The following is a 13076-nucleotide window of genomic DNA, read 5'->3' as shown; positions in this document are numbered from 1 at the left end:
GCGGTCAGCCCCAAGTCTCGAAGAACTCCTTCCGCTAGCCGCCGCGCCCGAGCCTCATCAACACCCGCCGCAACTTCTAAGACCTGATCTTCCTCGTCGTCAAAAACAATCCACGACCGAAAAGAAGGCCCCTGCTCCTCATTCATCAATACGTCAACCGTAAAGAACCAGCGAATACTAGCTTTGCAGTACCACCACCGCCCAGATTGTGGCGATACGTGAAGAGATCCTGATAGTCAAGGACGTCGTTCACAAACACCGGATTCATCGAACCGTGAAAAATATAGTCCGCCGACTCTACATGACTAGAGTTACTCGGCCTCTTCGCGCCGTTCTGCCACCACTGCAGACCCCTTTCTGTCACCGGTCCAACAACTGTCGACTTCACCGCCGGAGACAGTCTATATCCCCACGCAACCACTCCGTGCGACGGCAGACACGTGAACTGAAGCGACAGAACCCCATTCCGATCTGATCGGTCAAACCCTCTATGGCAGCCCAGGGTTTCAACTCGCTGATAATCTTGAGCCTCGAAAGAAGTAACACTCGTGAAGCGAGAACGGATCTTCTCTGCTTCACTCTGCGGCAACGGCCTATCAAACTCGAGCACAAGATGAGCAAGCCCATCAGGCGAACCTACCTCAACCCGATCCACTTCCCCCGAATCCTGCGCCATTGCAGCAGAAGAAACACTCAATAACAAAAACATCGCCATCCCTGCAGCAAAAATCACCTTCGCTACGGGCAAGACCATTCGTTGTCCAGATTTTCCAATCATCACCAGCTGAGTGAAACATCTCGCTCGCCCGACCCTCAAGAGCCACCACTCGACGGCCCGGACCACCGCCCGGCCGCCACCGGCGGCCACCCAGACCGCACCCCCGACTGAAGATCATCAGTGGATGCATAGGGGCTGGCGGTCCTGGTGGTTGTTGCTGGTGGTTGTTGACCGTGGATCGGTCAACAACGCCGTGCTCGCGCTGCTGCGCTGGCGTGGCTGAGAGCGCTGGGGCTCAAGATCAAGTCTCACAAGACCTATGCATCATTGATTGCCTGGTCAGCGTGGCGCGCGAGTCGGTCACAGAACGTCACGTCCCGGCGTAGGCCGGGGCCCGTCGACGGAGGCCCTAGCGGGCATCAAGGACATGTTCATGTCCGGGGGCGAGAACGTCTCCTTGACCCTGCTGGCCGCTAGTCGTCGTATCGACGACATGCGTTCGGTGCGGCCCGTCGCCCTCAAGATCATTTCCAATGCATAGGTGCGAGGAGCGGTGGCGGTGGTAGCGGTCAGGCAGAGGGCCGGTGCGGCCAGACGAACCGGGCCTCGAACCAGGTGCGTCCGGTCTCGGCGTTGCGCATGATCGCGACCTCGTAGTCGTCGACGGCGAGGGCGTGCAGGGCTGCCGTGGGGTCAGCACTCCGGCCCTTCTTCGTGAACCTGATCCGGCGGCGGCCGTCGGACAACGGGCTCATCCGTTGCACTAGCTCGTCGATTCGCTCGCGGGCGACGTCCTGGTCCATCAGGTCAATCCTCTCCGGGTAGGACACCCGGCCGCCGGGCGTCGGTGAGGCGGGTCGGTAGCCACCACTCGACGCCGAGGTCGTCGAGCCAAGCTCGGGCGGCGTCGACGCCGTGGCGCTCAGTGACGTCGAGCAGCTCGGCCGCGCGGGACTCGACGATCTTCCACGAGTGCGAGGGCAGGACCGCAACGTTCTCGCCCTCCAACTCAACGGCGACGATCTCCTCGTCGGTCTGCTCCTCGTCAAGGTCGACGACGTCGCAGCGCAGGTCGTGGTCACGCTGGGACCAGGTGAGCTGACGGCGTCCGCGGATCAGCTCCTCGTACTCGCGGAGCAGGTGGCGGGCGTGCAGGTCGGCGAGCTGCACGACCTGGCCGGTGTCGGGGTTCTCCATCCGGCGGCCCACGGTGGCGTCGTGCATCAGCTCGTAGATCGAGCGGGAGGTGCCGCGCGCGGCCTTGGTCGAGCCCATCACGGCCTCGGAGGCCAGGCCCTTGCAGAGGTAGCGGGCCCAGGCTCCGGAAGTCTCGGAAAGGCCGGCGGATCCGAGGTCGACGCGCTGGACGTCGAGACCGTGCTCCAGGGTCGGGGCGGGCATCCCGGCCCGCACCAGACCGGCCGACCAACGGGCGAACCAGCTCCCGGTCATGGCGTCGACGGCGTCGTCGGACATGGTCTGCTCAACGACGATCAGGGCGTGCACGTGGACGTGCCAGCCGTTGTCCATCGAGCGGGTGACCTCCAAAGCGCGGACCCATCCCCGCAGGCCAGCGGCGTAGTCGCGCTGGGCGGCGCGGCCCCCGGTGACCGCTCCCCACCCCTTGGTCAGCGCGGCCAAGCACTCGGCCAGGGAGTGCTCGCGGTGGTGGCGCATCGTGAGGGTGACCAGCAGCGGGACCCCGCCGGTGCCGACGTGGTGGCCCAGGACCTTCCCGACCTCCTCCGAGCGCTTGGCCGCGATCTTGACCGAGCACTCGGGGCACATCCAGACCGAGCCGCAGGACCAGAGCCCGGAGAACCCGGCGACCCGGCCGGTGGCGCCGGTCGAGCCCTGGGCCGGGGTACCGGTGGCGTCGGTGACCCGCAAGACGACCGAGCCGTCCGGGCGGCCGCCGGGGAGCCCGCAGCTCGCGGTCCGGCCCTGCGCGACCTGCCGCAACCCCTTGCGGATCGCCCACCGCTCAGCCCGGCGATCACTGCGCCGGTCCTGCACCGCGATCGGGTCCGTGCGGTCGAGCTTGGGCAGGGTCTCACGGAGGGTGAGCCAGCTCTGCACCTCACGCCGGACCTGGTCGTGGCCGTCCTGACCTGCAGCGGAAGAGTTGTTCGTGAAAGTGCCAAGGGCCTCGCTGCGCTCGGCCGCCGGGCCCGCGCTTGCGCCTCCGGCGCCGCGCGGCCCGGCTCCGGCTGCAGCAGGGGCCAGGGCATCGCCACGGGCACCTCTGAGCGCGCCGGAGACGGCCGATCGGGCGTCGTGTGTGTGTCGGCGTGGTGCACCGTCTCCGGTGCCCGTACCGTGGCGATCAGCCACAGCGGAAGACCTCTCCTTTGCAGGGACATCGACTCGGTCCGCCGCTGGTGCAGAGCCCTGGGCGTTCGCGCGCCTGGGGCTCTCGGCTTTCCTGGGGTCCGACAGTGGCCCCCGGCGGGCCCCGATCAGGGGCGACACGCCGGGAGCGGTCGGGTCGATCTGCACAAGGGCCTCGCTGCGCTCGGCCGCCGGGCCCGCGCTTGCGCCTCCGGCGCCGCGCGGCCCGGCTCCGGCTGCAGCAGGGGCCAGGGCATCGCCACGGGCACCTCTGAGCGCGCCGGAGACGGCCGATCGGGCGTCGTGTGTGTGTCGGCGTGGTGCACCGTCTCCGGTGCCCGTACCGTGGCGATCAGCCACAGCGGAAGACCTCTCCTTTGCAGGGACATCGACTCGGTCCGCCGCTGGTGCAGAGCCCTGGGCGTTCGCGCGCCTGGGGCTCTCGGCTTTCCTGGGGTCCGACAGTGGCCCCCGGCGGGCCCCGATCAGGGGCGACACGCCGGGAGCGGTCGGGTCGATCTGCACGAGCTCAGGCCGCGATCGCGACGGGGCCGCTCTGGTCCGGCGGGCATGCCGCCCTGACCGCGGCGACGTACTCGGGGTATCCGCCCAGGTAGGGGGCCCGGAAGCGGGTCAGCTCCTCGCCGGGGGCCGACAGCAGGGCGACGCCGGGGCAGGCGACGGTGTGCTGGTCGGCCAGCTCGGCCGGAGCGCCGGGGTGCAGCAGCTCGACCGACGCCCGGTTGTCGGTGCGGAAGGAGATCCGCAGCGAGCACATGGCGCGCTCGAACGCCCCGACGATCGCGGCCTCGGCGCGCTGCACGATCAGCACCAGCCGGTAACCGGCCTTCGCTCCCTCGGCGAGCAGACGCCCGATCAGGGCGCGGATGCGCTTGCCGATCGGGTCCTTGGTCGTCGACGCGGCGTCGGCGACCCGGTAGAGCGCGGCCAGCTCCTCGAGGACGACGACCCGCAGCGGCTGGGCCGGGGTGATCTCGACGGTGTCACGGTCGGCAGGCATCGAGGAGATCCGGGCGTCCATGTCCTCGACCAGGGCCAGCAGGAGCGCTTCGTGGGCGGCCAGGTCGTCGACGCCGGAGACCTGCCACGCGGCGTGCCGGATCCCGGCGAACGGGCGCCAGAGCAGCCCGGTGGGGTCGCTGCCGCAGAGGGTGACCAGCGGGTCGGCGGCGAGCTGGGACAGCAGCCCGTAGGTGAAGACCGACTTCCCGGAGCGGGTGACGCCTTGAACGATGGTGTGGGCGACGTCGTCGGCCCAGGACTGCACGAGATCCCGGGCGGTCTCGTCGCGGCCGAGCAGGACCCGGCCCGGGGCGGCGGGCAGGGGCAGACCCACGGTGCCGTCGAGCGGGTCGGCGCCGAGCAGCTCGATGCGGGCGTGGATCTGCCCGAGGGCGGTGACCCGCAGGGCGACGGCGCCCAGGTGCGGGGCGATGCGCAGCGCGACCCGGCGCAGGTCGCCGAGCAGCTGACCCGGGAGCAGCTGCACCGTCAGCACGACCGGCGGCCCGAGCACGACGTCGACGAGGCGGGGCACGGTCACGGTGGGGCCGGTGACGGTGTCGACCCGGGTGCACAGCCCGGCGCCCTCACAGGCCTGCCGCCAGGCCCACCACAGGGCGTCGACCTCTCGCTCGTCGAGAGCCCGCTCCTGCCGCGCGGTCCAGAATCCCATTTCTCTCCCCATTTCTAGCGATTGTTTTTTGGCGCAGCACGAATGCGGCCCCGCATTCCGAAATGGTCGGGAATGCGGGGTCGACGTCTCTTTCTCTACTTGGCCGGGCGGATCAGGCCGCGTCGCCCTGCGCCTTGCCCGGGCGCGGAGCGGCCTGACCGCGGATCCCGTCCGCGGACCAGCGCGGCGGGGTGAGCTGCCCGGTCTTGCGCTGCACGTAGCCCGGGGTCATCACCAGCCCCTCGAAGTGCAGCGGCTGCCCGAAACCACCGACCGCAGGCTGGTCGTGGGAAGCGACCAGGATCTCGACCACGGCCGTCTTGTCCCGCTCGTCGGCCTGGTCGGCCGGGGTGATCGCCTCGACCCGCCACAAGCCACGACCGTGCTCGTCGACCTCCTGGCGACCCTGCGGGTCGGGGCGCCGCGAGCCGTCGGACAGCTCCACCCACTTCGCCACCGGAATCACGGTGCCGGTGCTGATCAGGGTCACGCGGTCGGTATCGATCGGGTAGCTGCGCATCGTCGTCTCCTGGTGTCTGCGGCCCCGGTACTTAGGTGCCTATGCAGGTCAAGGTAACAGGTGCCTAGGCACCTACGCAACACCGGAGTCCAGGACGGAGAACCGCAGGTCAGAAGCTCAGAGGTTCGTGCTGCTCTCGCTGGTAACGATCACCGGCGCCTCCGGGTAGCAGTAGGTGCCCACCTCGATCGGCCAGCCGCCTTCGACCTGGATCGTGTCGACGATCCGCAGGAGCGGCTCACCCTCACCCACCCGCAGGGACTCGGCTTCCGGAGCGGTCGCGCGGACGATCCCCACAACGTGGTGGTGCCCCGTGAGATCCCGGCCCAGCCTCTCGGCGATGTAGGCCGGCGACCCCTCCGGGATCGAGTCGTCGTCGAGCAGCCGGGCGGTGACGTCGACCTGCTGGTCAAGGAGGGCGGGCAGGAACCATGAGGTCGCGACGGTGTACGGCTGATCGTCCCGGTAGATCACGCGCCGCCGGTAGACAAGCTGGGACGCGACCGTGGCGTCAAGGCAGGCGAGAACGATCTCTGGTGCATCGCTCCCCGGCGCCGTTCCGACGGTGCGTTCGCTGCGCTCGTTAGGCAGGTAGATGGGGCCACCGCTGAGCATCCGGCGCCACATCGCATCCGGGGTGACACCGGTGGTCGAGGACCCGGAGGCGACGATCAGACCAATACCGGGCTCAGTGTAGGCCAGGCCGGTGTTTCGGAGTTGCGCCGCAACCTTGTTAGCCGTTGCCCGGCTAACTCCCCAATCCTCCTGAATCTGAACTCCGGTCGGGAGCCTGTCACCCGGAGACAGTTCACCCCTGGCGATTCTCTCCGAAATCGACCGGGCGATCTGCATATAAGGGGCCTCGGCCCGGGCCAACTTGTGGACTGCCATTTCGAGTGTTCCTTCCACTTCTCTCTACTACAGGGTGCCTATGGCTACATGATACCTAGGTACCAACGCAACAGCAGCCTCCCGACGACCAGCGCGCGGTGCACCTCCGCTCCCGCGGTCCGCTGGAAGGGCGGGGTCCGCTATTGGACCCCGCCCCTGACCTGCGAGAACGACCTACGCCGGGGCGTCGAACTCGTAGTCGTAGATGTGCCGGTCAGCCGCCGCGACCGAGTCGAAGTACTCGACGACCTTGCCGTCCTGGTCGATGGCGTGGTGGGCCAGGACCACGACTGGAGCTCCTAGTGGGAGGTCCAGCGCGATCGCCTCCTCTTGCGTCGCGAGGCGCGCCCGCAGCCGCTCGCGGTAGCGGACGATCTCGTGGCCGTTGGCCTCCAATAGGCCGTAGATGCCGCCGGGAGCCGTCTGACCGGCGGAGTAGCCGATCTGCCGGTCGACGCTGGCCGGGATGTAGGAGTCCGCGAGCTGGGTCGGGACACCACCAACCCACATCCGCCGGCGCTTGACGACCGCCTCGTCCTCGCCGATGACCTTCGCGACCTCAGAAGAGACCGTCACCGTCTCGACCGGGGACAGTTCCTCGGAGCGCCACTCCAGGCCCAGAGCCTCGGCCTCAGCGGCAAGAGCGCCCTTGCCCTGAGCACGAGCCTCCCGCGAGAACCGGCTGTTCCGGACGGCGATGACCGGCGGCACCTCGCGAACGAACACGCCCTTGCCCTGGCGGGACTCGGTCAGGCCCTCCTGCACCAGGATCGCCAGACCCCGGCGGATGGTCGGACGAGTAGCCGAGGCAAGCTCCTCGATCAGCTCGGACTCGCTGGGGAGCTTGCTGCCTGGTCCATAGGTGCCCTCGGTGATCCGGCCCCGCAGGATATCGGCCACCTGCTGGTAGAGCGGCGTGGACGCCTTCGGGTTCAGCACCATCGATGCCACCTCCTAACTTGTCTGCTTATGTACACAAGCATACCGCTAAACGGGATATTCCCTAGTAGGCGGGGCCCTAACCCCATGCCTCCGGCGGCCACTGCGTGGTGCGCCTCAGCTCCCGCAGTCCCGAGGAGCCTGCGGCCGAGCAGGTGGGCGGGGTGGCTGGGGCGGCTCCGGCTGGCCCTGCGCTCACGTCGGCCCCGGAGGGCAGCACGGCCGCCGCAGGACCCGCAAGCCTGGGCAGCTCGACCGCCGGTCGAGCCGAGATGTTGCGGGCCCCACGACGGCCGTGCAGGCGCAAGCGCGCCGACGTGACCGCAGACCCAACCTCCGAGGACACCACCTGTCTGGCGACAGGCTAGACGGGTGTGTCGTCGTATCAACGACATCAACGGTTGGCCGTCAAGACGGCAAGACGGTTCGACGGCAATGTCGTTGTTAGGTTGACATGACGTGACGGCGCTGTCGTCGTATAATTTACATATGGACACGGGGAAGGCGATTGACCGGCTGCGAGAGGTTTTTCCACGAGGCGAGATCGAGCACAGCGACACTATCGCGAAAGTCGCATCCGAATATCTTGATGCATTTTATATTCGCATCAAAGATGACGAAGAATACGATTTCAGCGAGGGTGAGCCTGCCGCTCTTTTCGCTATGTGTGAATCGCTGCGTAGTGCTGCCGATAGATACGAGCGGGATTTGCTGCGCACCCTGAAATGGGGGGCAGAAGGTATGACCTGGGAGCAGGTCGCCGAGGCGGTCGACGGGCAGCTCGGCGGCCGGCAGGCGATGCAGAAGCGGTGGACCCGACTCACGGCCGCGACCAGGCGGACGACGACCGGGGACATGCGACGGGGTGCCGCACAGACGTCACACCGTCATGACGGTAACGTCGACGATACGACGACAACGACGGAGTGGTCATGAGACTCACCGTGGGACACCTCAAGGGCGGCACCGGGAAGACGACGACGGCCGTGCACCTGGCGCTCGGGCTGGCCCGGTCCGGGCGGACGCTGCTCGTCGACGCCGACCCGGACCAAGACGGTGCGTTGGCCTGGTCGCAGCTCGCCAAGGATTGGCCAGCGGATCGGTGCATCGTCATCGAGGCAGCCGACCGGCACCTGGCCCGCCAGCTCCGACCAATGCTCGACGACTACACCCACGTGATCCTCGACGCCGGGCCGAAGAACCCGAACCTGTTGCGGCAGGCCCTCACGCTGTCCGAGCACCTGATCGTGCCGGTGCGGCCGACCGGGGCGGACCTGGCAGCGATCGAGCAGGTCTTCGAGCTCGCGGCCGAGGCAGACTCTCTGTCCCCGCTGACCGCGTCGCTGCTGCTGGTCGACGTCGACAGCCGGTGGAGGTCCGGGAGCGAGGCGCGGACGTGGGCCGAGGGCGAGGACATCCCGACGATGACCGCGCAGGTGCGCCACCTCGTGGAGTTCGCGGTGGCCCGGGGGACCGCACCCGAGCAGTTGGGCGACTACGAGCTGGTGCTCGACGAACTGATCAAGGAGACCTCGTGATGGCGGAGCGGAAGCGGGCCGGGGCCCGCCGGAGTCTCGCGGCAGCCGCCGGGGCGACCCGTCGTCGATCCGACGACAGCGCCGGTGGTGCGGTGGAACACCCGCAGCACTCGGACCAGATCACGATGCCGGAGCCTGCGGCGGTGACCGAGCCGGTACTGACCCCGCCGGAGCCCCGTCCGGTGCCCCCGGCGAAGCGGGCCGGGTCGAAGTACACGGCGATGCTCGACGACGACGTCGTGGACGCGTTCGAACAGGTGACCCGGATCGCGCGGCGGCGACTCGGGCGGCACGTCGACAAGATCGAGGTGCTGTCCGCGCTGCTGCTGCTCGCCGCCGATGACGCCAGCCTGCGCGATCAGGTGGTCGGAACGATCGGCGCGCGACCCCGGTGACCGAGCTGATCACCGACCGGTTCCCGCCGCCCTGGACCCACAGCGTGCAACACCTCGACGGCGTCCCGGTCCACCACCTGACCGACGCCGACGACGCGACGATCTACCGGGGGCCGGACGGCGACCGGGTGATCGTCTTCTGCCAGCACGCCAACGCCGAGACCGGCATCAGCCCGGTCTAACGAGCTTCCCCCGAGAGGATCGCCACTGCCTGCGCGAACGGGGTCAACGCCCGCCGCCGGGTGCCACCTCGACGGCGTTGAAGGACCAGAAGCCGCGCCAGATAGGCCACGGTGTGCTCCCCGATCGGGAGGACAGCGGTGTAGGTGACAGGATCAGACATGCAGGACCTCGGTGACGGTGTCGATCTGTGCTGGACCGACCCGATCTACCGGGGTCCTGCCCCGTTCCCGCTCATCTCACCGCCCTCGGCGTGTCGCCACAACCTCCCACCCCGCTACTGAGAACACCTCAGTGAGCGGGAAAGCCTCGGCTCCGCAACAGCGCGACAGTCCAGTCACGTCCCAGACATCGGGACGCTGTAGTGGCTTGGATCACGAGGGCACTCCCACGACGGAACCCCCTCCACCATGCGCGGCATCAACGGATGCGGATGCCGCGGGCAAGTAGGACGAGGAACCCCGCACTCCAACTCCAGAACACGATCTTGAATCTGCTCGGCAGTCGCCACACACGCCACCTCGTGAGCAACCGAAGTCGTGAAGTGCACCGCGACACTCTCAGCAACAAACGCGCCGCTGACATCCCTACCCGAGTCGATCTCAACTGCAAGGTCCGTCCCCATTTCAAGGCCCGGGCGCGGCGACGACACCGGAGACGGCGACGCCACAAAAACACCACGCACTTCCCAGCCCAACGCGGTCAGCCCCAAGTCTCGAAGAACTCCTTCCGCTAGCCGCCGCGCCCGAGCCTCATCAACACCCGCCGCAACTTCTAAGACCTGATCTTCCTCGTCGTCAAAAACAATCCACGACCGAAAAGAAGGCCCCTGCTCCTCATTCATCAATACGTCAACCGTAAAGAACCAGCGAATACTAGCTTTGCAGTACCACCACCGCCCAGATTGTGGCGATACGTGAAGAGATCCTGATAGTCAAGGACGTCGTTCACAAACACCGGATTCATCGAACCGTGAAAAATATAGTCCGCCGACTCTACATGACTAGAGTTACTCGGCCTCTTCGCGCCGTTCTGCCACCACTGCAGACCCCTTTCTGTCACCGGTCCAACAACTGTCGACTTCACCGCCGGAGACAGTCTATATCCCCACGCAACCACTCCGTGCGACGGCAGACACGTGAACTGAAGCGACAGAACCCCATTCCGATCTGATCGGTCAAACCCTCTATGGCAGCCCAGGGTTTCAACTCGCTGATAATCTTGAGCCTCGAAAGAAGTAACACTCGTGAAGCGAGAACGGATCTTCTCTGCTTCACTCTGCGGCAACGGCCTATCAAACTCGAGCACAAGATGAGCAAGCCCATCAGGCGAACCTACCTCAACCCGATCCACTTCCCCCGAATCCTGCGCCATTGCAGCAGAAGAAACACTCAATAACAAAAACATCGCCATCCCTGCAGCAAAAATCACCTTCGCTACGGGCAAGACCATTCGTTGTCCAGATTTTCCAATCATCACCAGCTGAGTGAAACATCTCGCTCGCCCGACCCTCAAGAGCCACCACTCGACGGCCCGGACCACCGCCCGGCCGCCACCGGCGGCCACCCAGACCGCACCCCCGACTGAAGATCATCAGTGGATGCATAGGGGCTGGCGGTCCTGGTGGTTGTTGCTGGTGGTTGTTGACCGTGGATCGGTCAACAACGCCGTGCTCGCGCTGCTGCGCTGGCGTGGCTGAGAGCGCTGGGGCTCAAGATCAAGTCTCACAAGACCTATGCATCATTGATTGCCTGGTCAGCGTGGCGCGCGAGTCGGTCACAGAACGTCACGTCCCGGCGTAGGCCGGGGCCCGTCGACGGAGGCCCTAGCGGGCATCAAGGACATGTTCATGTCCGGGGGCGAGAACGTCTCCTTGACCCTGCTGGCCGCTAGTCGTCGTATCGACGACATGCGTTCGGTGCGGCCCGTCGCCCTCAAGATCATTTCCAATGCATAGGTGCGAGGAGCGGTGGCGGTGGTAGCGGTCAGGCAGAGGGCCGGTGCGGCCAGACGAACCGGGCCTCGAACCAGGTGCGTCCGGTCTCGGCGTTGCGCATGATCGCGACCTCGTAGTCGTCGACGGCGAGGGCGTGCAGGGCTGCCGTGGGGTCAGCACTCCGGCCCTTCTTCGTGAACCTGATCCGGCGGCGGCCGTCGGACAACGGGCTCATCCGTTGCACTAGCTCGTCGATTCGCTCGCGGGCGACGTCCTGGTCCATCAGGTCAATCCTCTCCGGGTAGGACACCCGGCCGCCGGGCGTCGGTGAGGCGGGTCGGTAGCCACCACTCGACGCCGAGGTCGTCGAGCCAAGCTCGGGCGGCGTCGACGCCGTGGCGCTCAGTGACGTCGAGCAGCTCGGCCGCGCGGGACTCGACGATCTTCCACGAGTGCGAGGGCAGGACCGCAACGTTCTCGCCCTCCAACTCAACGGCGACGATCTCCTCGTCGGTCTGCTCCTCGTCAAGGTCGACGACGTCGCAGCGCAGGTCGTGGTCACGCTGGGACCAGGTGAGCTGACGGCGTCCGCGGATCAGCTCCTCGTACTCGCGGAGCAGGTGGCGGGCGTGCAGGTCGGCGAGCTGCACGACCTGGCCGGTGTCGGGGTTCTCCATCCGGCGGCCCACGGTGGCGTCGTGCATCAGCTCGTAGATCGAGCGGGAGGTGCCGCGCGCGGCCTTGGTCGAGCCCATCACGGCCTCGGAGGCCAGGCCCTTGCAGAGGTAGCGGGCCCAGGCTCCGGAAGTCTCGGAAAGGCCGGCGGATCCGAGGTCGACGCGCTGGACGTCGAGACCGTGCTCCAGGGTCGGGGCGGGCATCCCGGCCCGCACCAGACCGGCCGACCAACGGGCGAACCAGCTCCCGGTCATGGCGTCGACGGCGTCGTCGGACATGGTCTGCTCAACGACGATCAGGGCGTGCACGTGGACGTGCCAGCCGTTGTCCATCGAGCGGGTGACCTCCAAAGCGCGGACCCATCCCCGCAGGCCAGCGGCGTAGTCGCGCTGGGCGGCGCGGCCCCCGGTGACCGCTCCCCACCCCTTGGTCAGCGCGGCCAAGCACTCGGCCAGGGAGTGCTCGCGGTGGTGGCGCATCGTGAGGGTGACCAGCAGCGGGACCCCGCCGGTGCCGACGTGGTGGCCCAGGACCTTCCCGACCTCCTCCGAGCGCTGGCCGCGATCTTGACCGAGCACTCGGGGCACATCCAGACCGAGCCGCAGGACCAGAGCCCGGAGAACCCGGCGACCCGGCCGGTGGCGCCGGTCGAGCCCTGGGCCGGGGTACCGGTGGCGTCGGTGACCCGCAAGACGACCGAGCCGTCCGGGCGGCCGCCGGGGAGCCCGCAGCTCGCGGTCCGGCCCTGCGCGACCTGCCGCAACCCCTTGCGGATCGCCCACCGCTCAGCCCGGCGATCACTGCGCCGGTCCTGCACCGCGATCGGGTCCGTGCGGTCGAGCTTGGGCAGGGTCTCACGGAGGGTGAGCCAGCTCTGCACCTCACGCCGGACCTGGTCGTGGCCGTCCTGACCTGCAGCGGAAGAGTTGTTCGTGAAAGTGCCAAGGGCCTCGCTGCGCTCGGCCGCCGGGCCCGCGCTTGCGCCTCCGGCGCCGCGCGGCCCGGCTCCGGCTGCAGCAGGGGCCAGGGCATCGCCACGGGCACCTCTGAGCGCGCCGGAGACGGCCGATCGGGCGTCGTGTGTGTGTCGGCGTGGTGCACCGTCTCCGGTGCCCGTACCGTGGCGATCAGCCACAGCGGAAGACCTCTCCTTTGCAGGGACATCGACTCGGTCCGCCGCTGGTGCAGAGCCCTGGGCGTTCGCGCGCCTGGGGCTCTCGGCTTTCCTGGGGTCCGACAGTGGCCCCCGGCGGG

Annotated in this window: 14 protein-coding genes; 4 read left to right on the top strand and 10 right to left on the bottom strand. The window is 67.6% G+C overall.

The features are described 5' to 3' along the window. Positions 1-145: 145 nt before the first annotated feature. From Ae717Ps2_RS36790 to Ae717Ps2_RS31605, 7 genes are all read right to left on the bottom strand, one after another. The gene (locus tag Ae717Ps2_RS36790) at positions 146-868 is read right to left on the bottom strand and encodes a hypothetical protein (protein ID WP_143510771.1); all 723 of its coding nucleotides are present in this window, start codon (positions 866-868) and stop codon (positions 146-148) included. Between the two features lie 419 nt (positions 869-1287). Further along, positions 1288-1521 carry a hypothetical protein gene (locus Ae717Ps2_RS31630; RefSeq protein ID WP_075334670.1) on the bottom strand — a complete coding sequence of 78 codons (234 nt, stop codon included), beginning with the start codon at positions 1519-1521 and terminating at the stop codon, positions 1288-1290. A gap of 4 nt (positions 1522-1525) precedes the next feature. After that, the gene (locus Ae717Ps2_RS31625) at positions 1526-2797 is read right to left on the bottom strand and encodes a protein rep (protein ID WP_075334677.1); all 1272 of its coding nucleotides are present in this window, start codon (positions 2795-2797) and stop codon (positions 1526-1528) included. A 781-nt stretch (positions 2798-3578) separates the two neighbouring features. Further along, complete coding sequence (locus tag Ae717Ps2_RS31620; RefSeq protein ID WP_075334676.1) at positions 3579-4745, bottom strand: FtsK/SpoIIIE domain-containing protein; 1167 nt, start codon at positions 4743-4745, stop codon at positions 3579-3581. 112 nt (positions 4746-4857) lie between these two features. After that, on the bottom strand, positions 4858-5265 hold the full coding sequence (locus Ae717Ps2_RS31615; RefSeq protein WP_075334656.1) for a hypothetical protein: 408 nt from the start codon (positions 5263-5265) through the stop codon (positions 4858-4860). A gap of 117 nt (positions 5266-5382) precedes the next feature. Beyond that, positions 5383-6156, bottom strand: coding sequence for a GntR family transcriptional regulator (locus tag Ae717Ps2_RS31610; protein ID WP_075334675.1), 774 nt, complete (start codon positions 6154-6156; stop codon positions 5383-5385). A gap of 174 nt (positions 6157-6330) precedes the next feature. Next, on the bottom strand, positions 6331-7098 hold the full coding sequence (locus Ae717Ps2_RS31605) for a GntR family transcriptional regulator (RefSeq protein ID WP_075334674.1): 768 nt from the start codon (positions 7096-7098) through the stop codon (positions 6331-6333). 456 nt (positions 7099-7554) lie between these two features. On the opposite strand from Ae717Ps2_RS31605, the gene Ae717Ps2_RS31600 reads away from it, so the two are divergent. The 4 genes from Ae717Ps2_RS31600 to Ae717Ps2_RS31585 are packed head-to-tail and all read left to right on the top strand — an operon-like array spanning position 7555 to position 9210. Next, complete coding sequence (locus Ae717Ps2_RS31600) at positions 7555-8031, top strand: hypothetical protein (RefSeq protein ID WP_143510773.1); 477 nt, start codon at positions 7555-7557, stop codon at positions 8029-8031. Then, positions 8028-8633 (top strand): ParA family protein, encoded by a 606-nt coding sequence (locus Ae717Ps2_RS31595; RefSeq protein WP_075334686.1) that lies wholly within the window; start codon positions 8028-8030, stop codon positions 8631-8633. The genes Ae717Ps2_RS31600 and Ae717Ps2_RS31595 overlap by 4 nt, the downstream gene beginning before the upstream one ends. Continuing rightward, the gene (locus Ae717Ps2_RS31590) at positions 8633-9028 is read left to right on the top strand and encodes a hypothetical protein (protein WP_075334672.1); all 396 of its coding nucleotides are present in this window, start codon (positions 8633-8635) and stop codon (positions 9026-9028) included. The genes Ae717Ps2_RS31595 and Ae717Ps2_RS31590 overlap by 1 nt, the downstream gene beginning before the upstream one ends. Continuing rightward, entirely contained in the window at positions 9025-9210 is a 186-nt protein-coding gene (locus tag Ae717Ps2_RS31585; protein WP_075334671.1) for a hypothetical protein, read from the top strand. Before Ae717Ps2_RS31590 ends, Ae717Ps2_RS31585 begins: the two co-directional genes overlap by 4 nt. A gap of 841 nt (positions 9211-10051) precedes the next feature. On the opposite strand, the gene Ae717Ps2_RS36785 is transcribed toward Ae717Ps2_RS31585, so the two are convergent. The 3 genes from Ae717Ps2_RS36785 to Ae717Ps2_RS31575 all read right to left on the bottom strand — a co-directional run bounded on the left by Ae717Ps2_RS36785 (position 10052) and on the right by Ae717Ps2_RS31575 (position 12400). Then, entirely contained in the window at positions 10052-10774 is a 723-nt protein-coding gene (locus Ae717Ps2_RS36785; protein ID WP_143510771.1) for a hypothetical protein, read from the bottom strand. 419 nt (positions 10775-11193) lie between these two features. Then, a complete protein-coding gene (locus Ae717Ps2_RS31580; RefSeq protein ID WP_075334670.1) occupies positions 11194-11427 on the bottom strand; it encodes a hypothetical protein in 234 nt (77 codons plus the stop codon). A 4-nt stretch (positions 11428-11431) separates the two neighbouring features. Further along, entirely contained in the window at positions 11432-12400 is a 969-nt protein-coding gene (locus Ae717Ps2_RS31575) for a protein rep (protein WP_075334669.1), read from the bottom strand. Between the last annotated feature and the right edge of the window lie 676 nt (positions 12401-13076).

Source organism: Pseudonocardia sp. Ae717_Ps2, from assembly GCF_001932475.1.
GTDB lineage: Bacteria > Actinomycetota > Actinomycetes > Mycobacteriales > Pseudonocardiaceae > Pseudonocardia.
Note: the sequence above shows the minus strand (reverse complement) of the source record. Positions and strands in the feature narration are given on the sequence as shown.